Source organism: Geomesophilobacter sediminis (assembly GCF_016458275.1).
Classification (GTDB): Bacteria; Desulfobacterota; Desulfuromonadia; order Geobacterales; family Geobacteraceae; genus Geomesophilobacter; species Geomesophilobacter sediminis.
The window spans coordinates 160,911-181,187 of record NZ_JAEMHM010000012.1; the positions used below are offsets into that span (position 1 = coordinate 160,911).

19 protein-coding genes are annotated in these 20,277 nt (G+C 60.5%); 11 read left to right on the forward strand and 8 right to left on the reverse strand.

All coding sequences use genetic code 11. The features are described from left to right. Positions 1-463 precede the first annotated feature (463 nt). The 8 genes from JFN93_RS15705 (at position 464) to JFN93_RS15740 (ending at position 8,447) form a co-directional block, all read left to right on the forward strand. Positions 464-1,048, forward strand: coding sequence for a 4Fe-4S dicluster domain-containing protein (locus tag JFN93_RS15705; RefSeq protein WP_199385045.1), 585 nt, complete (start codon positions 464-466; stop codon positions 1,046-1,048). Beyond that, positions 1,045-1,932 carry a CoB--CoM heterodisulfide reductase iron-sulfur subunit B family protein gene (locus JFN93_RS15710; RefSeq protein ID WP_199385046.1) on the forward strand — a complete coding sequence of 296 codons (888 nt, stop codon included), beginning with the start codon at positions 1,045-1,047 and terminating at the stop codon, positions 1,930-1,932. Before JFN93_RS15705 ends, JFN93_RS15710 begins: the two co-directional genes overlap by 4 nt. Positions 1,933-1,941: 9 nt before the next feature. Further along, positions 1,942-3,939, forward strand: a complete 1,998-nt coding sequence (locus JFN93_RS15715) for a CoB--CoM heterodisulfide reductase iron-sulfur subunit A family protein (RefSeq protein WP_199385047.1) — start codon at positions 1,942-1,944, stop codon at positions 3,937-3,939. 190 nt (positions 3,940-4,129) lie between these two features. Further along, complete coding sequence (locus tag JFN93_RS15720; RefSeq protein WP_199385048.1) at positions 4,130-4,630, forward strand: hydrogenase iron-sulfur subunit; 501 nt, start codon at positions 4,130-4,132, stop codon at positions 4,628-4,630. An 81-nt stretch (positions 4,631-4,711) separates the two neighbouring features. Beyond that, positions 4,712-5,629, forward strand: coding sequence for a 4Fe-4S dicluster domain-containing protein (locus tag JFN93_RS15725; RefSeq protein WP_199385049.1), 918 nt, complete (start codon positions 4,712-4,714; stop codon positions 5,627-5,629). Positions 5,630-5,700: 71 nt separating this feature from the next. Next, positions 5,701-6,705 (forward strand): 4Fe-4S dicluster domain-containing protein, encoded by a 1,005-nt coding sequence (locus tag JFN93_RS15730; protein ID WP_199385050.1) that lies wholly within the window; start codon positions 5,701-5,703, stop codon positions 6,703-6,705. Between the two features lie 91 nt (positions 6,706-6,796). Beyond that, a complete protein-coding gene (locus JFN93_RS15735; RefSeq protein ID WP_199385051.1) occupies positions 6,797-7,642 on the forward strand; it encodes an FAD/NAD(P)-binding protein in 846 nt (281 codons plus the stop codon). Between the two features lie 283 nt (positions 7,643-7,925). After that, positions 7,926-8,447 carry a hypothetical protein gene (locus JFN93_RS15740; RefSeq protein WP_199385052.1) on the forward strand — a complete coding sequence of 174 codons (522 nt, stop codon included), beginning with the start codon at positions 7,926-7,928 and terminating at the stop codon, positions 8,445-8,447. A gap of 168 nt (positions 8,448-8,615) precedes the next feature. Here JFN93_RS15740 and trhA read toward each other — a convergent pair whose 3' ends face one another. Next, positions 8,616-9,311 carry a PAQR family membrane homeostasis protein TrhA gene (gene trhA, locus JFN93_RS15745; protein WP_199385053.1) on the reverse strand — a complete coding sequence of 232 codons (696 nt, stop codon included), beginning with the start codon at positions 9,309-9,311 and terminating at the stop codon, positions 8,616-8,618. Between the two features lie 180 nt (positions 9,312-9,491). Between trhA and JFN93_RS15750 the strand changes: the two genes are divergently transcribed. Further along, on the forward strand, positions 9,492-10,595 hold the full coding sequence (locus JFN93_RS15750; RefSeq protein WP_199385054.1) for a phosphotransacetylase family protein: 1,104 nt from the start codon (positions 9,492-9,494) through the stop codon (positions 10,593-10,595). A 127-nt stretch (positions 10,596-10,722) separates the two neighbouring features. Here the strand turns inward: JFN93_RS15750 and JFN93_RS15755 are convergent, their stop codons facing one another. Beyond that, complete coding sequence (locus JFN93_RS15755; RefSeq protein WP_199385055.1) at positions 10,723-10,998, reverse strand: cytochrome c7; 276 nt, start codon at positions 10,996-10,998, stop codon at positions 10,723-10,725. Between the two features lie 165 nt (positions 10,999-11,163). On the opposite strand from JFN93_RS15755, the gene JFN93_RS15760 reads away from it, so the two are divergent. Beyond that, positions 11,164-12,099: a helix-turn-helix domain-containing protein gene (locus tag JFN93_RS15760; RefSeq protein WP_199385056.1), complete on the forward strand. Its 936-nt coding sequence runs from the start codon at positions 11,164-11,166 to the stop codon at positions 12,097-12,099. Positions 12,100-12,199: 100 nt separating this feature from the next. Then, positions 12,200-12,709: a type 1 glutamine amidotransferase domain-containing protein gene (locus tag JFN93_RS15765; RefSeq protein ID WP_199385057.1), complete on the forward strand. Its 510-nt coding sequence runs from the start codon at positions 12,200-12,202 to the stop codon at positions 12,707-12,709. Between the two features lie 115 nt (positions 12,710-12,824). On the opposite strand, the gene JFN93_RS15770 is transcribed toward JFN93_RS15765, so the two are convergent. The 6 genes from JFN93_RS15770 to mnmG all read right to left on the reverse strand — a co-directional run bounded on the left by JFN93_RS15770 (position 12,825) and on the right by mnmG (position 20,256). Next, entirely contained in the window at positions 12,825-14,057 is a 1,233-nt protein-coding gene (locus JFN93_RS15770; RefSeq protein WP_199385058.1) for an LL-diaminopimelate aminotransferase, read from the reverse strand. Between the two features lie 39 nt (positions 14,058-14,096). Further along, on the reverse strand, positions 14,097-14,900 hold the full coding sequence (gene dapB / locus JFN93_RS15775; protein ID WP_199385059.1) for a 4-hydroxy-tetrahydrodipicolinate reductase: 804 nt from the start codon (positions 14,898-14,900) through the stop codon (positions 14,097-14,099). A gap of 138 nt (positions 14,901-15,038) precedes the next feature. Next, complete coding sequence (gene dapA / locus JFN93_RS15780; protein WP_199385060.1) at positions 15,039-15,911, reverse strand: 4-hydroxy-tetrahydrodipicolinate synthase; 873 nt, start codon at positions 15,909-15,911, stop codon at positions 15,039-15,041. Between the two features lie 64 nt (positions 15,912-15,975). After that, complete coding sequence (gene lysA / locus JFN93_RS15785) at positions 15,976-17,232, reverse strand: diaminopimelate decarboxylase (protein ID WP_199385061.1); 1,257 nt, start codon at positions 17,230-17,232, stop codon at positions 15,976-15,978. Between the two features lie 484 nt (positions 17,233-17,716). Continuing rightward, on the reverse strand, positions 17,717-18,376 hold the full coding sequence (gene rsmG, locus JFN93_RS15790) for a 16S rRNA (guanine(527)-N(7))-methyltransferase RsmG (protein ID WP_199385062.1): 660 nt from the start codon (positions 18,374-18,376) through the stop codon (positions 17,717-17,719). Further along, positions 18,373-20,256, reverse strand: coding sequence for a tRNA uridine-5-carboxymethylaminomethyl(34) synthesis enzyme MnmG (gene mnmG, locus JFN93_RS15795; RefSeq protein ID WP_456237434.1), 1,884 nt, complete (start codon positions 20,254-20,256; stop codon positions 18,373-18,375). The genes rsmG and mnmG overlap by 4 nt, the downstream gene beginning before the upstream one ends. Positions 20,257-20,277 lie beyond the last annotated feature (21 nt).

Below are 20,277 nucleotides of genomic sequence, written 5' to 3' on the forward strand. Positions count from 1 at the left end.
GGCTAAAGGCCCGATAGTATTTGTTTTGGTTTGCCCTGTCAAAGGGTTTGCCACCGTACCGGGCGGGACGGAGCTTGCCAGAGACGACGGCAAAAAGCAACCGCTCTTAATATTGACGGCGGCCGTTTCCTTTTAAAACAAACCGCTGTTTGTTTTAAAATAAATCGGCATCCCGATGCGTTAATTACGCCACAAAAGTGTTTACTCTCGCAAAACATGCGCTTTTTCAAAGACTTCCTTTATAAAAGAGTGCTTGCTTTTTTGTTTTAAAATGGAGTAGACTCCGCGACAGTTTTTTCCGCGCTGCCCGTAACGAACACGGATTCATCCTGCATCGCCGGAGTCCCCACCGCATTCGTCCCACCTCCCCGGCCCCAGGCATTTCCATGAAAAGCAGCCAAACCGGGGCCGATGCCGTCCCCTTGCGAGACTGGCAGACCGGCACCTCACCACGAGGGTCCACGTGAAAAACAAGTTGATGCACCTCTCCAACGAGACGATCAACCTCGACTTCGTCAACAAGGTGGAGAAGCTGTCCGGCTCGTCGGTACGCCGTTGCATGCAGTGCGGCAAATGCTCCGCCGGCTGTCCGATGGCGACCTTCATGGAACACCCGCCCAACCGCATCGTCCGCCTGCTGCAGCTCGGCCAGGGTAAACGGATCCTGGCCGGCCGCTCCATCTGGTACTGCGCCTCCTGCGAGACCTGCACCACCCGCTGCCCGAACACGGTGAACTTAGCCGCGATCATGGATGCGCTGCGCAAGCTCTCCTGGGACGCGGACGGCCCTTCCAAGGAAAGCTACGTTCAGCTCGCCAACCGTCTCTTCATCGAGAACATCCGCACCTACGGCCGCCAGTACGAAATGCGGCTGGGCGCGGTCTTCAACCTCAGGAGCGGAAGGCTGCTCAAGGACTTCCTGCTCGGGCCGAAACTCATCTCCCGCGGCAAGCTCAAGGTGTTCCACCAGAAGAACCGGAACCTGGACGAGATCGAGGCGATCTTCTCCCGTATCGAGGAGATGCGCAAGAAAGGAGAGGCGCTGTGACGCCCAAGAAGCTGAAAAACTACTCCTACTATCCGGGATGCTCACTGCACGCCTCCGGCCGCGAGTACGACATCTCGACCCGGGCCCTTTTCAAGGCGCTCAATATCGGGCTGAAAGAGGTCCCGGACTGGTTCTGCTGCGGGGCGACCCCGGCGCACAACGTGGACGAGCTCCTCTCCCTGTCGCTTTGTGCGAAAAACCTGGTTTTGGCGGAAGAGGTAGAGGGGGATCTCGCAGTCGCCTGCGCGGCCTGTTTTTCCCGGCTCAAGACCACGCAGCACCACCTGAAGGTCGATGACGAAAAGCGGGCCCAGGTGGAAAAGGCGATTGCCGGGCCGGCAACTATCGCGAAGCCGGTGAAGCACATCCTGGAGATCCTGGTGCGCGACCTTGGTCTGGCCAAGCTGGAGGAGAGCGTGAAAAAGCCGCTCTTCGGCCTCAAGGTCGCCTGTTACTACGGCTGCCTCCTCACCCGCCCTCCCGAGGTCCCCGAGCTCGACGACTGCGAGGACCCGAGCATCATGGAGGACCTGTTGCGGGCGCTGGGCGCGGAGCCGGTTTCCTGGTCGCACCGGATGGAGTGCTGCGGCGCGAACTTCACCCTGTCGCGTCCCGACGTCGTGCTGCATCTCTCCGATGCCATCCTGAGATCGGCCCAGGCCGCCGGAGCCGACTGCGTCATGGTCGCCTGTCCCTTGTGCCACGGGAACCTCGACATCCGTCAGGAAGCGATCGAGAACCGGAGCCAGGAGAAATACGACCTCCCGATCTTTTACATTACCCAGCTCGCCGCCCTGGCCATGGGGGTCGATGACGACAAGCTCGGCTTCGACAGCGTCATCGTCGATCCGCGGCCGATGCTGATGGATAAGGAATTGATTTAAGAGGAAGCTATGTCCAGAATCGGTGTTTTTGTATGCCACTGCGGGGAGAACATCTCCCGCACCGTCGACGTCGAACGCGTGGCGGGCGAAGCCGCGCAACTCCCCGGCGTCGCCTACTCCTGCGACTACAAGTACATGTGCTCGGATCCGGGGCAGAACCTTTTGAAAAAGGCGCTCGCCGAGCACAACCTCGACGGCGTCCTGGTCGCGGCCTGCAGCCCCCGGATGCACGAGAAGACCTTCCGCAAGGCGGCCCAGAGCGCCGGGCTGAACCCATATCTCTGCGACATGGGGAATATCCGCGAGCACTGCTCGTGGGTGCACGAGGATCGCGAGGCGGCGACCGCCAAGGCATCGGACATCGTGAAACTCATGGTGGAGCGGGTGAAACGGGGGAAAGCGCTGGCGCCGATCACCGTGCCGGTCACCAAGCGCGCCTTGGTCATCGGCGGCGGCATCGCCGGGATCCAGGCGGCGCTCGACATCGCCGACGCCGGCAAGGAGGTCATCCTCGTCGAGCGGGAACCGTCCATAGGCGGCCACATGGCCCAGCTTTCCGAAACTTTTCCGACCCTGGACTGCTCCCAGTGCATCATGACGCCGAAGATGGTCGACGTCGCCAACCACCCGAACATCACTCTCTACACCTACGCCGAGATCGAAAAGGTCGACGGTTACATCGGGAACTTCCAGGTGACCATCCGGCGCAAGGCGCGCTCGGTGGTCGAAGACAAGTGCACCGGCTGCGGTGTCTGTACCTCCAAGTGTCCGAAGAAGAAGATCCCCAACGAGTTCGACCAGAACCTCGGGATGCGCAGCGCCATCTACGTCCCCTTCCCCCAGGCCGTTCCCAACACCCCGGTCATCGACCGGGAAAACTGCACCATGTTTCAAAGCGGCAAATGCGGGGTCTGCGCCAAGGTCTGCGGCCCGCAGGCGATCGATTATGAGCAGCAGGACACGCTGGTCGTGGAGGCGGTCGGCGCGGTGGTGGTCGCCACCGGGTTCAAGCTCTATTCCATCGATCGCAAGCCGGAGGAGAGCCCCATCAAGGGTTACGGCGAATTCGGCTACGGATTGATCCCCGACGTCATCGACGGGCTCACCTTCGAGCGGCTCGCCTCGGCCTCCGGCCCCACCGGCGGCAAGATACTGCGTCCGTCCGACGGCAAGGAACCGCGCCAAGTCGTTTTCATCCAGTGCGTCGGCTCCCGCGCCCGGGAAAAGGGAATCTCCTACTGCTCCAAGATCTGCTGCATGTACACCGCCAAGCACACCATGCTGTACCGGCACAAGGTGCACGACGGACAGGCGTACGTCTTCTACATGGATGCGCGGACGCCGGGTAAGGGATACGACGAATTCTGGCGCCGGGCGGTCGAGGTGGAAGATGCGGTCTACATCCGGGGGATGGTCTCGCGCCTGTACCAGCGCGACGGCAAGATCGTGGTGATGGGAAGCGACACCCTGGTGGGAGTGCAGGTTGAGATCGAGGCGGACCTCGTGGTCCTGGCGACCGCGGTCCAGGCCCAGGACGGCGCAGATCTTTTGGCGCAAAAGCTCGGGATCTCCTACGACAAGTACAACTTCTATTCCGAGGCGCACGCGAAGCTCAAGCCGGTCGAGTGCGCCACCGCGGGGATCTATCTTGCCGGCGCCTGCCAGGGCCCGAAGGACATACCCGACACCGTCTCGCAGGCATCGGCCGCCGCGGCCAAGGTGATCACCCTCTTCTCCAAGGACCAGTTGGAGCGGGACCCGGTGGTGGCCAAGGTGAACGAGAAGTACTGCGTGGGCTGTCTGCAATGCAAGAAGGTTTGCCCCTACGGTGCCGTGGAGGAGAAGGAGATCCGCGACCGGCAGGGGAACCTGGTCAAGGTCGTCGCCAACGTGAACGCCGGTGTCTGCGGCGGCTGCGGCACCTGCCAGGCCACCTGCCCGTCCAAGTCCGTGGAACTTGACGGCTACACCGACGAGCAGATCATGGCGATGATCGAAGCGCTGTAGCGGTAATGGGCATTTGACAATGGACAATTGACAACGAGAACCGCTAGTACCTCCTCCCTCTGAAAAGGGGGGGCCGGGGATTTGCCTCTCCGGTTTACAAAGGCAAATCCCCCTAAATCCCCCTTCGCAAAGGGGGACTTATAAGGGTCTTGTGGTCTCGGCAGTCGGCGCGTTTAGGTAAGGAACTCATATGCACTCAGCAGAGAAAAAACACGATTTCGAGCCGAAGGTGGTTGCCTTCGTCTGTACCTGGTGTACCTACGCCGGGGCCGACCTTGCCGGCACCAGCCGGATGCAGTACCCGCCCAACGTCCGGGTCCTCAAGTTCCCCTGTACCGGGCGAATCGACCCTGTCTTCATCCTGCGCGCCTTCCAGAAGGGAGCCGACGGGGTACTGGTTTCGGGATGCCATCCGGGCGATTGCCACTACATGGCCGGCAACTTCCACGCCCGGCGCCGCTTCGCCGCGTTCCGCGTGCTCTTAGGCTTCGTCGGCGTCGATCTGAACCGGCTCCAGTTCTCCTGGGTTTCCGCGGCCGAGGGTGGGAAGTGGGTCGAGGTGGTTACGGAACTCACCGAGCGGGTCCGCGCCATGGGCCCGATGCGCGAATTCAAGGAGCTCGAGCAGGAAGAACAGTGGTCGGCCACGCTGACCACTCCGGAGCTGCAACAGGCTTATGAGAGCATCTAACGCGGCTTGGATCGGACTGATCCGTCGGTTCGGTCCGATCAGTCTGATCGGCGCCGTGCAGCAGAAAAGGAACCGCCTGAAATGACTACGATCAACCAAAATTGCTACGACAGTGTCACCGAGGCGATCCGCCGTGAAGCCGCCAAGCTGCTGCAAGAGCAGACGGTGGCCGCCGTGGTGGGTTATGTCGCCGGGCGCCGACCCGGCACGGCCTCTCCCGCTGTAGCCAAAAGCGCTGAGGATGCCGAGAAACTCGTTTTCTCCCCCGCCTGCGTCAACAACCTCGCCCTTTTCCTGTCCAAGGCGAAAAAGGGGATCGTGCCCAAAGGAAAGACCGCCATTGTAGCCAAGGGTTGTGACCTGCGCGCCCTGGCCGGGCTGATCGGGGAATCGCAACTCAACCGCGAGGACCTGGTGGTGATCGGCGTCGCCTGCGCCGGGGTCTTCAGCGCCGCCGGGGAGCGCTCGCTGCCGCTTTCGGACGCCAACATCGCCGCCAAGTGCCGGGAATGCACCATCCACACTCCCGAAGGGGTCGATGTCGTTGCCGGTACCCTGCCGCAGCTCCCCGATTTCGACCCGGTGGAGGCGAAGGAACTGGCCCGCCTCGAAGCGATGACACCGCAAGAGCGTTGGGCCTTCTGGAAGGAGCATTTTTCCCGCTGCATCCGCTGCATGGCCTGCCGCCAGATCTGCCCCTTCTGCTACTGTGAGCAGTGCTTATGCGATCGAAACCGCCCCCAGGCGGTGGAATCGTCGCCGCGGCCGGCAGGGAACCTGGCTTGGCATATCGTCCGCGCCATGCATCTGGCAGGACGCTGCGCCGGATGCGCGGAGTGCGAGCGCTCCTGCCCGATGGACATCCCGCTCAATCTCCTGAACCGGCGCATGGCGCAGGAGCTGAAGGAGCAGTACCAGTACGAGGCGGGCACTACGCCCCAAGAGAAAGGCCCGCTCAACCAGTACCGGGAAGACGACGACCAGTCGTTCATCAAGTAGTTCGCACCGATACCACCCTCTCCCCCCGGGAGGGGGACACGTGGTTAATGCTTTTGTAGAGAGAATCGACTATGACCTTTGCAATATCTCAAACCAACCTGCGTCTGCTGGTCGATCAACTGATCCAGGACGGGATCTTCGTCGTCGGGCCGCGACGCTCCGGCAGTATGGTCCTTTACGAGCCCCTTTCCAAAGGCGAGGCTCTGACCCTGGACGCCCTTCCCCGCCGCTCTGCGAAGGAGCTCTTCTTCCCGGTCTGCGAGGACATCCTCACCTACGAGCGGGTAGAGGGGAAGATGGCCGTTCGTGACGTCGACCGGGCCCATTATCCTGAGACGGTGCTGGTGGGCGCGCCACCGTGCGACGCCGCCTCCCCGGCGATCCTGGATTCCGTATTTTCCTGGGACTACCTCGATGACTTCTACCTGGAGCGCCGGAAGAAGACCACCATCATCGGCATGGGTTGCACCCGCGGTGACGATGCCTGTTTCTGTTCCGCCGTCGGCCTGGCTCCCGACTCCGTCGCCGGGAGCGACCTGTTCCTGACGCCGCTGCCCGGAGACGAATACGCTTGCCAGGTGATCACGGAGAAGGGGCGCAGCCTGACCGCCGACTACCCCGGGCTGTTTCACGAACAGAGCCCCGTCGATCCTCTGCCCGCGCCGAAGCAGGAGATGAAGCAACTCAACCTGGAGCGGATCAAGAACTGGCTCGATACCCATTTCGATGACCCGCTCTGGGAGAAGTTCGCCGATATCTGTGCCGGGTGCGGTGCCTGTGCCTTCGTCTGTCCCGCCTGTCACTGCTTCGACATCAACGACGAAGGGAGCAGCGAAAAGGGGACCCGGCGCAAACATTGGGACGCCTGCGGGTTTGGCAAGTTCACCAACCACGCCTCGGGGCACAACCCACGCGATGTCCAGAACAAGCGCTATCGCAACCGGATCATGCACAAGTTCAAGTACTACAACGACAAGTTCGGCAAGACCCTCTGCACCGGCTGCGGCCGCTGCGTCCGCGCCTGCCCGGTGGGGATCGACATCGCCGGCATCCTGGCGGAAATCGACGCCAAGTAACTCACTGGGCTACTGCGCCGGTCCAATTCGACCGATCTGCCGGATCGGTCGGATCCGACCCGGCGCAACCATGCCCTGACAAAGGTTCCCCATGTGCGATAACGGAAAAAATGTCTACCTTCCCCACCTTGCCACTATCGACGCCATCGTGGACGAGACTCCCGACGTCCGGACCCTTCGGCTGGTCTTTCAGGACGAGGCCACCCGGGAGAGTTTCGCCTTCCGGGCCGGCCAGTTTGCCGAGTACTCCGCCTTCGGCGCCGGGGAGTCCACCTTCTGCATTGCCTCCGCCCCCACCCGCAAGGGGTATATCGAGTGCTGTTTCCGCAGCGTGGGCCGGGTAACCGAGGCGCTGCGCCGCCTCGAAGTCGGCGAAGCGATCGGCGTCCGTGGCCCCTACGGCAACTCGTTTCCCATCGAGGAGTTCTACGGGAAGAACCTGGTCTTCGTCGCCGGCGGCATCGCCCTTCCCCCGCTGCGCACCGTGATCTGGAACTGCCTCGACCTGCGCGAGAAATTCGGCGAGATCACCATCGTCTACGGTGCCCGCTCCGAAGCCGATCTCGTCTACAAGCGGGAGCTTGCCGAATGGGCCGAACGAAGCGACGTCCGCCTGGTAAAGTGCGTCGATCCGGGTGGAAACTCCCCCGCCTGGGACGGCAAGGTCGGCTTCGTGCCCAACGTCCTTGAAGAAGCGGCACCCTCGGCAGAAAACACCGTCGCCTTGGTGTGCGGGCCTCCCATCATGATCAAGTTCACCCTGCCGGTTCTCGAGCGACTCGGCTTCTCCGACGACCGGATTTACACCACCCTGGAAAACCGGATGAAGTGCGGCATCGGCAAGTGCGGCCGCTGCAACGTCGGCAACGTCTACGTCTGCAAGGACGGCCCGGTCTTCACGGCCGCCCAGGTGAAGGCGATGCCGCAGGAGTTCTAGTTCCACATCTCTCGTTCTGTAGGAGCGACATCGCCGTCCGATACTCGGTGTGAAACCGCGACAGGAATGTCGCTCCTACACGCTTTGCCCCCTCCCCGTTTTCACCATCCGCTGCGCATACAGTATTAGCATTTTCCAATTGACATCATCGGTCTTTACCAGATAATGGTATCCGCTCCGGGTTCCCCTTCTGCCGGACCTCCCGTGGGAACCTCCCATTGGCAGCAGATACTTGACGCGCCCGGTCGCATCTATCGGTCCCACAGATATGGAGGTTGCCACCGTGGAACAAACCAAGATCGACTCTCTTAAATCGCTATCCCTCCATCTCCCCGACATCCTCAACAACCTTTCCACTTCACCGCAACTTGCCCTCACCGCGGCCGATGATCCCATCTTGGCCATCGAATCCTTAGGTTTCGGGCTCAGCGCGCAATTGCGCGTTGAACTTCAGGCACGGCTTCCTTTCTCACCACAGCGGGTGCGTAACCTTCAGCACCTCAGCCACGCTCTCGTCGTGTTGGGGCCGCAGCCGGAAAACCCCGAAGCGAAGATAGAATTGCACCGGAAGTTGTACGAGGAGTGGAAGGCAACCTTTGAGGAGACCCGGATTGCCCCGCGGATAACGGTGGTAGCCCGGCAACGACGGGAGAAAACGCGCTCCCATCTGCTCACGGAAGGGAAGGAGGATGTTTCCTGCCTGGAGACATCTTCTCCGCAGCTTTCCGACCTCCGGATGTACCGTCACCTGCGCAACGGCGAGATTCCGGCCCAGAGTCGGGATCGGGAAAGTTCCGAGAAATAGGAGGGAAAAAGGTGGTTAGACCGCCGCTGGCGGTCATCGCGCCCGGAAGGGCGCTCCCACATTCAAAGGTTGGAGTCTCGGAGTTGCACGACACCACCACTGCAGCACCGGCGAGACTTGGGCACCGCCTCGAAAGGGCGGTGCCCTTTTGCGTCCGGGTCGGACGTATTACAGGTGCAGCGGCGTCACGTAATAGAAGATGGCCAGGAAGTGACAGGCGCTGCCGGAAAGTACGAAGAGATGCCAGATGGCGTGGTTATACGGGATGCGGTCCCAGGCGTAAAAAATGACACCGGCGGTGTAGGTTACACCGCCGGTAAATAGAAGTTTCAGCCCATCGGGTGGCAGGCTGGCGGACAACGGCTTGATCGCCACTACCACGATCCATCCCATGATGAGGTAGAAAATCGGGCCGAGCACCCGGAACTTGTGGGTCATGAAGATCTTGAAGATCACGCCTATCGCGGCAAGACCCCATACCGTATAGAAAAGCCGCCATCCCACCGGCCCCCGCAGCGTCACCAAGGTAAACGGCGTGTAGCTGCCGGCGATCATCAGGTATATCGCAGCATGGTCCAGGATGCGGAAAAGATACCTAGAATAGGGGTCCTTCACGCTATGGTAAGCAGTCGACAGGGTATAAAACACCAGCAAAGCAACCCCGTACACAATCACGCTCACCAGCCGGAACACATCCCCCTTCCCTACCGTGTGCTGGATCAGCAGGATTGCCCCGACCAGACTCAGCAGGGCGCCGATGCCATGGGTCCAGCGGTTGAACAACTCTTCTTTCTCGCTGTAATACTCTATTCGGTTGAGGATATCGTGTGGTCGTTTCACTTCTTCATGATAGCCCGAAGCCATAAAAGACTACAAGTATCTGATATTGCTCACCGTTTTCATGATTTCACAGAACATCTTTTTCTCATTGGATTGCTTACCATGAAAGCTTGACTTATTCCGGCTTAACGGGCGAATATAGGGCCTCCATCCCCTGCCGATCCGCCACCTTCTGGCGGGGTCGGCGCTCCCAAGGAGGCAGCCGTGGCACGAAAGATCTTCATTGCGGCATCGGGTCAGAACTCCGGGAAAACCACCATCAGCATCTCTTTGTTGCACCTCGCCCAACGCAAGTACCGCAATGTCGGCTTCATCAAACCTCTGGGTCCCAAGCCGATCAAGCTGCGCGGACAGTCGGTGGACAAGGACGCCGCCCTCATTGCCGAAGTTTTCGGCCTCACCCAGGACCTGCGCTACATGTCGCCGGTCGTCGTCTATCCCGATTCCACCAGGAAGGCGATCGATGGCCTGATCTCTCCCGACGAACTCCAGGAGCGGATCCTGGCGGCTTACCACGAACTCGAAAAGAAATGTGACTACATCATCATCGAAGGGTCCGGCCACCCCGGCGTCGGTTCGGTATTCAGGCTCTCCAACGCCCGGATCGCCAAGATGCTGGACGCTCCGGTGCTCATGGTCACCGGGGGCGGGGTCGGCAACGTCATCGACACCGTCGCGATGAACCTGGCCCTGTTCAAGCTCGAAGGAGCCGAGGTGCGCGCGGTGCTCGCCAACAAGCTGTATGCCGACCGCCGCGAACAGGTGCTGGACTACCTGGAGCGCGCCTTCGCCGACGAGCCGTTTGCCCTCCTGGGCGGGTTCGATTACCAGACCGTTCTCGCCAACCCTACCTTCATGCGTATTTCCAAGCTTCTCGACCTCCCCCTGCACGGCAACCGCCGTGAATTGGGCCGGATCATCGACCACGTCCAGATCGGCGCCGCCTCCACCCAACGGGTGACTGAGATGCTGCGCGATTCCACCTTGCTTATCGTCACCAGCAGCCGGGACGAGCTCCTGGTCACCCTGGCCAATCTGTACCAGATGCCCGAGTACCGCCCGCTGATTTCCGGGCTCATCATCCCGGGGATTGTGCCGGTCAGCACCATCACCCAGCGGATCCTGGACCGGAGCCACATACCGTACCTGCGCACCCAGATCCATTCCACCGCGGAGCTGTACCGGATCATTACCGAAGACGTTTCGAAGATCACCCCGCAAGACACCGAAAAGCTCGCCCTGGTGCGCACCCTCGCCGAGGACCGGCTTGACTTCGAGACCATCGACCAGCTGTTTGCGCCGAGGTAACCCCATCCTCACCCCGCCCTCTCTTTGAAGGAGAGGGGGCTATCGGCCTGGCCGGTGCCCTTTCGTCATAAAAAAAAAAGCGACCCTTTTGGGGGCCGCCTTTTCCTTGGCTTCTGCCGGCTGACGCTTACTTCTTGTGGCACTCACCACACTTGGTCGGACCAGCACCCTTGTCGGCGTGGCAGCCTTTGCAGTTCTTGTGTGCCCACTCTTTGCCGAACCCTTCGATCTTGCCCGGGCCTTTCTCATGGCAAACTTTGCAGTTTTTCAGAGCTTGCTGGTGGGCCTTGTGCGGGAAGGTGATCGTGGTTCCATTTCCTGCCTTGAAGGTAATGACGTCGGCGGCATGGACCATAGAGGCGGATAAGAGGGAGAGTGCGACGGCTGCGATTACTTTCTTCATAAACGGCTCCTTTGTCTTGGGTTCATGTGTTGCAAAGCGTGTATGATATTAACAGGTAAATTTCAGAACGCCATAAATATCTATAGATTTTCACCCTACATCGGGCTATGTCGGGTTCTCTTTCGTTCTTCTTGCACATTCTGGGATTGGGTGAGGGAGCTTTAAATGGCTCAAGATTCTGAAATAGCGAAAAAAGGTACGCCGCTCAGCGTTGCTCTGGATGGCTCCAGGATCAGAGCCTGCCGTGAACAAAAGCGACTCACCCAGCTCTACATCGCCAATATCGTCGGAGTAACCACCGACACCATCTCCCGTTGGGAAAACAACCGCTACCCGACCATCCGCCGCGACAATGCCGAGAAGCTCGCTGAAGCCCTCGAAGTCGACCTTGAGGCGATTCTTCGCGACGTTGCGGCTCCGCTCGCAGCGCCGGTCGAAATACCGCCCGAAGTTCCCCCCCCTGCCGCCGCTAAGAGACGCACCCGCCTCCTCTGGCTTCTCGTTGCCACGCTCATCGTTGCGGCAGTGGCGGTGCCCATCCTGCTGCGTCAACTGGGACCGGCACCGGTTGCGGTGCGCTGGGCGCCTAAATTCGCCGCACCAGGGGAAATCATCCCGATTCAGGTCAAGGTCACCCGGCAACAGAGCGATCGGAACGCCTTCATCTTGAAGGAGCGCCTCCCCCAAGGATGGTCCCTGGTTACCACCACCCCGACCACCGCGATGGTTGAATCTCCCGGGTGGGTGGTCAAATGGTTGATCGCCCAAGGCATAGGGCCGGCTACCATTTCCTACACGGCTCGCATCCCTGACAACGCTACCGTCGGAGCTGAGGTACCCCTGAACGGCGAGGTTATTTTCCATACTGCCGCGATCAACCGCAGCGAGCCGGTCAGCGGAGCGGCGCAGGTCACAATCGGCCCCTATCACTGGGCCGACAGCAACGGTGACGGCCGCATCGACGACAACGAGATCATGCCTGCTTACTACCTGTGCGAGGAAATGAAGGATTTTCACTTGGATTGGAAACTGATCGAGGCGATCTGGAGCGGCAAGGGGTACCGGTGGAGCCCCCGGGACGGGTACACGGTCCGTCCCTGATCAGGCAACTCCCGAGACTCGTGCAAGGTAACCGGCCGGACTGATATAATGGGGTCAGTACCAAGGCAGGAATTCAGTATCGATCACGGAGGTTGTAACGATGAAAAAAGCCTTATTTCTGAGTGCAGACAACTTCGAGGACACAGAACTCCTGGTCCCCTACTACAGGCTGATCGAAGCCGGTTTCAGTGTCGATGTCGCTTCTCTGAACCGAAATCCGATCCGGGGAAAACATGGCTACGAGGTCGCCGTAGACAAGACGTTCGACGAAATCAATCCGGCTGAATACGACATCCTGGTGCTGCCGGGCGGCAAGGCTCCAGCGGCAATCCGCAGCGAGCCTAAGGTCAAGGATATCGCCCGCTTCTTCTTCCAGAATTCCAGACCGGTGGCTGCTATCTGCCACGGCCCGCAGATCCTCGCATCGGCCGGACTGCTGCACGGCCGCCGGGCGACCTGCTACAAGGAAGTCGTCCACGAGCTGCAGGAAGTCGGTGCGCACTACGAGGACAGTGAAGTGGTAGTGGACGGGCTGCTGGTGACGTCCCGCGAACCACGCGACCTGCCGGCATTCAGCCGGGAAATGATCAAGCTGGTTCTGCATGCGTAACACTTGATATCAGCAGGTTCTAGCAGCAAAAAAGGCGGCCCTTTCGGGGGCCGCCTTTTCTTTTTCCTTTTTTCTCCCCCCTTTGCGAAGGGGGAAGCTTTCCTTTTCTAACCAGTTACTTCAGGTTCTTCTTGATCCGCTCGACCGCTTCGATGACGTTGTCGCGGTTGCCGAAGGCGGAGAGGCGGAAGTAGCCTTCGCCGCTCGGACCGAAACCGCTGCCCGGGGTGCCGACGACGTTGCACTCGTTGAGGAGCTTGTCGAAGAAATCCCAGGAGGTGAGCCCGTTCGGGGTCTTGAGCCAGATGTAGGGGCCGTTCACGCCGCCGTAGACGGTGAGGCCGGCCGCGGAGAGCCCTTCGCGGATGATCCGGGCGTTCTCCATGTAGTAGTCGATGTTTTCCTTGGTCTCTTTCCACCCCTGGTCGGTGTAGACCGCAGCAGCCGCCTTCTGGACCGGGTAGGAGGCACCGTTGAACTTGGTGGTCTGACGGCGCAGCCAGAGCTTGTTGAAGCTGTACTTCTCACCGGTGGAGGTGGTCCCTTCCAGTTCCTCCGGAACCACCACGACGCCGCAGCGGACGCCGGTGAAGCCGGCGGTCTTGGAGAAGGAGCGGAACTCGATGGCGCATTTTTTGGCGCCTTCGACCTCGTAGATGGAGTGCGGAATGGTCGGGTCGGTGATGAACGCCTCGTAGGCCGCGTCAAAGAGGATGATGGAGTCATTGGCCAGCGCGTAGTCCACCCACCCTTTGAGCTGCTCCTTGGTGGCAACGGTGCCGGTCGGGTTGTTCGGGAAGCAGAGGTAGATCATGTCCACCTTTTCCCGCGGATACGCCGGGAAGAAGCCGTTTTCCTCGGTGCAGGGCATGTAGACGAGCCCTTTGTAATACCCCTTCTCGTCAGCGTCGCCGGTGCGGCCGATCATGACGTTGGTGTCGTTGTAGACCGGGTAGACCGGGTCGGCGATGGCTACCGTGTTGTCCAGGGCGAAGATGTCGAGGATGTTGGCGCAGTCGCACTTGGAGCCGTCAGAGATGAACATCTCGGTGTTCTTGAGCTCGACGCCGAGCGGCCGGTAGGACTTCTCGATGATCGCCTCGATGAGGAAATCGTACCCCTGCTCCGGACCGTACCCCATGAAGGTGTTGGCTTTCGCCAGATCGTCCACCGCGTCGTGGAACGCCTTCAGGATGGTCGGGGTAAGGGGCTGGGTCACGTCGCCGATGCCGAGGCGGATGATCTTGGCATCCGGATTGGCGGCCGCGAAGGCACGCACCCGGCGGCCGATTTCCGGGAAAAGGTAGCCCGCCTTGAGCTTGAGGTAGTTGTCGTTGATTTTTGCCATTGAAGATATTCCTCCAAAATTTATTTCAAATTCGCTGGTTTATCTCAGGCCGAGGACGTCCTGCATATCCCAGACGCCCGGCTTTGCGTTCACGACCCATTTGGCGGCGCGGACGCTGCCACGGGAGAACATGTCCCGGGTGTGGGCGCGGTGGGTGATCTCCACCCGCTCACCCATCCCGATGAAGTAGACGGTGTGTTCGCCGACGATGTCGCCGCCGCGGATGGTCTGCATCCCGATCTCTTCGTGGGTCCGCTCGCCGCAGATTCCCTCGCGGTGGTAGTTGGCCACCTTGTTGTAGTCGCGCCCCAGGGCATTGGCGACCACTTCGCCCATCCGTACCGCGGTGCCGGAGGGGGAGTCCTTCTTCATCTTGTGGTGCGCTTCCACGATCTCGACGTCGAAATCCTCGCCCAGGATCTTCGCCACGTCGGCCAGGACCTTGAAGCAGACGTTCACGCCGACCGACATGTTGGGCGCGATCACCACCGGGATCTCCTTGGCCAGCTCGGCGGCCAGGACGCGCTCTTCCGGGGTGAAGCCGGTGGAGCCGATGACGATGGATTTTTTATTGATGGCGCAGACTTCGAGGTTCTTGAGAGAGACCTTCGGAGTGGTGAAGTCGATCAGGACGTCGCACCCTTTGACCACCTCGTTGAGGTCGTCGCTGATGGGGACGCCGATGGCGCCGAGACCGGCGTTGAAACCGGCGTCCTGGCCCACCATGGGATGGCCGGGACGATCGAGAGCGCCGGAAAGTTCCACGCCGTCTGTTTCCTTGATGGCGGCGATGATGCGGCCGCCCATCCGTCCGGCGGCCCCGCAGACTGCTATTTTGATCATGGTTGGCTCCGATGATTCTTTCATTCATGGGCACTGAAACCCATCCTCACCCTGTCCGTTGCCCCCGTGCTGTGGCACGCAACCCTTGAGGGAGAGGGGACGTAAGGACGAAGGATGAGCCAGGATGCAATGAGTGCTTTAGATCAGCCCGTACTCTTTCATGACGGCGGTGAGCCTGTTGCGGCTTCCTTCCATGAGCGGGGCGAGCGGCAGACGGACTTCTTCGCTGCACTTGCCCATGAGGCCGGCGGCGGTTTTCACCGGAACCGGGTTGCTCTCGATGAACATCGCGTTGGAGATCTTGAGCAGGTGCAGGTGGAGCCTGCGTGCCTCGGCAAGATTCCCAGCGAAGAAGGCATCGGTCAGCGCGGCAACTTCCTTCGGCATGATGTTCGCCACGACGGAGATGACCCCTTTGGCGCCGCAGGCCATCATCGGGAAGGTGATGAAGTCGTCGCCGGAAAGGACGTCGATGTTGTCGCCGCAGAGATCCAGAACCTCGGATGCCTGCTGCAGGGAACCGGTCGCCTCCTTGATCGCCACGATGTTCTGGTGCGAGGAAAGGCGCGCCACGGTCTCGGGCAGCAGGTTGACGCCGGTACGGCCCGGTACGTTGTACAGGATCTGCGGCAGGGCAACCGCGTTGGCCACCGCGTTGTAGTGGAGGAAAAGCCCTTCCTGGCTCGGCTTGTTGTAGTACGGGGTCACCAGGAGCGCGCCGTCGGCGCCCAGCTCCTTGGCGTGCTGGGTCATCTCAATCGCCTCGTGGGTCGAGTTGGAGCCGGTGCCGGCGATGACCGGAACCCTCTTTTTGACCTGCTCGACCACGATCTCGATGACCCGGTCGTGCTCCTCGTAGCTCAGCGTGGAGGACTCGCCGGTGGTGCCGCAGGGAACGATGGCGTCGGTCCCGTTTTCGATCTGGAACTCAACCAGTTCCCGCAGTCTTTCCTCGTCAACTTTGCCGTTGGCGAAGGGGGTAATGATGGCAACGATACTTCCTTGGAACATGATGATCTCCTTTAATGCCGTAATGTAAGTATGCTCAGAGGCTTTGAACGACGCCCCCGTTATTTCAGTTCAAGAAGCTGGGTATTTTCTCGCCCCGGACCAGGTCTTCCACCTGCTCCCGCTCGCGGACGATCTCGAAACGGTCGCCGCTCACCATGACCTCGGCCACCCTGGGGCGGCTGTTGTAATTGCTGCTCATGGTAAAGCCGTAGGCGCCGGCGGACATGAAGGCGACCAGGTCGCCGACCTTGAAGTTGGGAACCTCCCGGTCTTTAGCCAGAAAATCGCCCGACTCGCAGATCGGGCCGACGATATCCGCCGTGACAACCCCGTCCTGGTTCTTTTGGACCGCCTGCACCCCGTGGAAAGATCCGTACAGCGCCGGACGGGCCAGGTCGTTCATCCCGGCGTCGACGATGACGAAGTTCTTTTCTTCCCCGCGTTTAGTGTAGAGGCAGGTCCCCACGAGTATCCCCGCGTTACCCACCAGGTTCCTCCCCGGTTCGAAAATTAGGTGCAGTCCGAGGTCCTGAGTCTCCTCGGTGATCGAGGTGCCGTAGTCCGAAGGAAGCGGCGGGTCCTCGTCGTGGTACTGGATCCCCAGGCCACCGCCCAGGTCCAGGTACTTCAGGTCGATTCCCATCTCCCGCACCCCGGAGATGAGACGTTTCAGCTTTCTAATGGCATCGACGAAGGGGGAAACCTTGGTCAGCTGGCTGCCGATGTGGCAGTCGACGCCCAAAATCTCCAGGTTCGCCATCTCCTTGGCGCGACCGTACTGTTCCAGGGCCCGCTCGATGTTGATGCCGAATTTCGCCTTCTTGAGCCCCGTCGTGATGTAGGGATGGGTCTCCGGGTCGACGTCGGGATTTACCCGGATCGCGATTCCGGCCCTCTTGCCGAGCCTCCCCGCGATGACGTCGATCCGCTCCAGTTCCTGCTCCGACTCTACGTTGAACATCAGGATCCCGGTATGCAGGGCGTATTCTATTTCGTCGTCCCGTTTGCCGACGCCGGAATAGACGATCTGGGCCGGATCCGCCCCGGCCTGCAGGGCCCGGTACAACTCTCCGCCGGAAACGATATCGACCCCGCCGCCGAGGTTGATGAAGGTCCTCAGCACCGCCAGGTTGGAATTCGCCTTGACGGAATAGCAAATGGTATGGGGCAGGGTGGCGAATGCGTCATCCATCGCCTTGAAGTGCCGCACCAAGGTGGCCCGCGAATAGATGTAGACGGGACTGCCCACCGATGCGACGATATCCTTCACCGCCACGTCCTCGGCAAAAAGCTGATCACCCTGGTACTGAAAGTGGTTCATAACCTCCTCCCAGTTCGACGACTTTTCCCCTGACTATCAATAAAAGTTTTTATCCTTAACACGGAAAAGAGCTCCATGTCAAAATTTTTCACCCCGGTAACGAATCGGTCGTTTCTGCCGCCGGGGCTCTTTATGTGGACTCGTCAATCCTGGCACGATCCGCCGAAGGCGGTGAGGCCCGCGAATTTGAATCGCGTAACAAATGGCGCTCCCACCGGGATGAGCTCATCTCGGCAAAATTGCCTCGAGTTGATGGTGGAGCGCTCGGTCATCTGCCAATGAAAAAGGGCGCCGTCTGGTGCGCCCTCCCCCTTTAAAGCCTTTTCTCGAAACCGGTCCAAATTGCACAAAAACTAGGCAAAAACTGAGCTCCAAATTTGGCCCCTGGCTGGACTTTTGGAGCAACCGAAACCCATCAGTCGCCTTTAAAGCCAAATTGGCTTATGGGGCCATCTAGACTCATTATCAGTATTTTGCTGAATTTTTAATTTTTACTAATTCTGTAAATCAATAGCGACCGCTGGTCCGAGGTCCCCGGCAGCTGAAATTCCTGGAGGCCGACCAATTCCACCCCCAGCGACTCCAATTTCACCTTCGCCTCATCAGCTTCCTGTTTTCCCCCCGGCCCCTTCATCGCCACGATGCGTCCCTCCGGTTTCAAAAGCGGCAACGCCATCGAGACGAAGGTTGGGAGGTCGGAAAAGGCGCGCGAGACGATCCAGTCGAAAGAGGCGGGATACTGCTCCGCCAACAGCTCGCCCCGCGCATGCAGAGTTTCGAAATTTGCCAGCCCGAGGACGCGGGCCGCATTTTTCTGGAAGCTGATTTTTTTGACCACCGCATCCACGGAAACCATTGCCAGGGTCGGCTCGACCACTTTGACCGGAATGCAGGGGAAGCCGCCACCGGAGCCGAGGTCGAGCAGCCTGCCCGGTCCGCGCACCACCTTGAGCAGGGTGAGCGAATCAACGAGGTGCTTGGTGGCGATCCCCTCGTCGTCGGTGATGGCGGTCAGGTTGATCTTCTTGTTCCACTTCTTGAGCTCCTCGGCCAGGAGGTCGAGTTGCGCCAACTGCTGCTGGGTCAACTCGAGACCCAGGGTCCGGGCTCCGGAGGCCAACATTTCCCGTGCTGCCGGCTTCATTTCACCCCCCGTGCCTTCATGGCGATGGACAGCATCGTGATACCGGCCGGAGTCACGCCGGGAATCCGGGAGGCCTGGCCCAGAGTGTCGGGCCGGAAGCGGGCCAGCTTTTCCTGGATCTCGGTCGATAGCCCCGAGATGGACGTGAAGTCGATATCGGCAGGTATCTTGGTGTCCTCGAGCTTGGCGGCGCGCTCCACCTGTTCCAGCTGGCGGTCGATGTACCCTTTGTATTTGATCTGGATCTCGAGCTGGTCGCGCACCGATTCCGGCAGGTTCATGATGTCGGGGTAGATGCGGGCGAGATCCTGGCAGGTGAACTCGGGGCGGCGCAGCAGCTGCTCGTAGCTGATCGCGTTCTGCATTCCGGTCAGATCCCAATCCCGGAGGAGATCCTCCCCGGCGGCAGACGGTGTGAGGCGCTCCTTGCCCAGAAATTCCAGGCGCTCGTTGATCAGGTCGCGCTTTTGCAGGAACGAGTGCCAAAGCTCATCGGGGAGCAGGCCGATGGCGTATCCCTTCTCGCGCAGCCGGAGATCGGCGTTATCCTCCCGCAACAGCAGCCGGTACTCGGCCCGCGAGGTGAACATTCGGTACGGCTCCTTGGTCCCCAGGGTAACCAGGTCGTCGATCATGACCCCGATGTAGGCTTCGCTGCGGCCCAAAACCAGCGGCTCGTTCCCTCGGACCCGAAGGGCGGCGTTGATGCCCGCCATCAGCCCCTGGGCGGCAGCCTCCTCATAACCGGAAGTCCCGTTGATCTGTCCGGCATGGTAGAGATTGCGCAGCACCTTGGTCTCCAGGGAGGCATGGAGCTGGATCGGGTTGACGTAATCGTACTCGATGGCATACGCCGGGCGCATGATTTCGACCCGCTCCAGCCCTTCGATGCTCCGGTAGAAGGCCCATTGGATGTCGATGGGGAGCGAGGTGGACATGCCGCTCGGATAGACCTCCACCGTGTCCCGGCCTTCCGGTTCGATAAAGGTCTGGTGCCGGTCCTTGTCCGGGAAGCGGACCACCTTGTCTTCGATGGAGGGGCAGTAGCGCGGGCCGATGCCTTCGATGATCCCGGCATACAGAGGGGAGCGGTCCAGGCCGCTGCGGATGATCTCGTGGCTTTTCTGGTTGGTATAGGCGATGTGGCAGGGAACCTGGGGCTGGTCGATCCGCTCGTTGGAGAAGGAAAACGGGATCGGATTCTCGTCCCCGTACTGCGGCTCCAGGCGATGGAAGTCGATGGTGCGTCCATCCAGGCGCGCGGGCGTGCCGGTCTTGAGACGTCCGACCTCGAAGCCACACTCGGCGAGGTGGTCGGAAAGGCCGATGGAAGGAAGGTCCCCTGCCCTGCCGCCCGGGTAATGCACCAGGCCGATATGGATGAGGCCGCGCATGAAGGTGCCGGTGGTAAGGACGACGGTCTTGCCGAGATAGCGGACCCCGCCCTTGGTATCGACGCCGGCGACAGCATCGTCCTCCAGATAGAGGCCGGTCACCTCAACCTGTTTGAGGTCGAGACGATCCTGCTGTTCGAGGACGTATTTCATGCGCAGCCGGTACTGCTGCTTGTCGGCCTGCGCGCGGGAGGCACGAACGGCCGGTCCCTTCTTGGTATTGAGCACCCGGAACTGGATGCCGGTCGCGTCGATATTGCGCCCCATCTCGCCGCCCAGCGCGTCGATCTCCTTCACCAGGTGCCCCTTGGCCAGACCACCGATGGCGGGGTTGCAGGACATCAATGCAATGGCATCGAGGTTGATGGTAAGAAAGAGCGTGGCAGCTCCCATGCGCGCTGCGGCGAGTGCCGCCTCACAACCGGCGTGGCCGGCACCGACCACGATGACGTCATAGTTCTTTTCGTAGACTATCAATTCAAACACTCCATCGTGCGGGATGGTTCA

Coding starts and splice junctions, on each gene's coding strand:
- JFN93_RS15715 (WP_199385047.1), top strand. CDS start 1,942: ATGTCCAGAATCGGTGTTTTTGTATGCCACTGCGGGGAGAACATCTCC.
- JFN93_RS15720 (WP_199385048.1), top strand. CDS start 4,130: ATGCACTCAGCAGAGAAAAAACACGATTTCGAGCCGAAGGTGGTTGCC.
- JFN93_RS15725 (WP_199385049.1), top strand. CDS start 4,712: ATGACTACGATCAACCAAAATTGCTACGACAGTGTCACCGAGGCGATC.
- JFN93_RS15730 (WP_199385050.1), top strand. CDS start 5,701: ATGACCTTTGCAATATCTCAAACCAACCTGCGTCTGCTGGTCGATCAA.
- JFN93_RS15735 (WP_199385051.1), top strand. CDS start 6,797: ATGTGCGATAACGGAAAAAATGTCTACCTTCCCCACCTTGCCACTATC.
- trhA (WP_199385053.1), bottom strand. CDS start 9,311: ATGGCTTCGGGCTATCATGAAGAAGTGAAACGACCACACGATATCCTC.
- JFN93_RS15755 (WP_199385055.1), bottom strand. CDS start 10,998: ATGAAGAAAGTAATCGCAGCCGTCGCACTCTCCCTCTTATCCGCCTCT.
- JFN93_RS15760 (WP_199385056.1), top strand. CDS start 11,164: ATGGCTCAAGATTCTGAAATAGCGAAAAAAGGTACGCCGCTCAGCGTT.
- JFN93_RS15765 (WP_199385057.1), top strand. CDS start 12,200: ATGAAAAAAGCCTTATTTCTGAGTGCAGACAACTTCGAGGACACAGAA.
- JFN93_RS15770 (WP_199385058.1), bottom strand. CDS start 14,057: ATGGCAAAAATCAACGACAACTACCTCAAGCTCAAGGCGGGCTACCTT.
- dapB (WP_199385059.1), bottom strand. CDS start 14,900: ATGATCAAAATAGCAGTCTGCGGGGCCGCCGGACGGATGGGCGGCCGC.
- dapA (WP_199385060.1), bottom strand. CDS start 15,911: ATGTTCCAAGGAAGTATCGTTGCCATCATTACCCCCTTCGCCAACGGC.
- lysA (WP_199385061.1), bottom strand. CDS start 17,232: ATGAACCACTTTCAGTACCAGGGTGATCAGCTTTTTGCCGAGGACGTG.
- rsmG (WP_199385062.1), bottom strand. CDS start 18,376: ATGAAGCCGGCAGCACGGGAAATGTTGGCCTCCGGAGCCCGGACCCTG.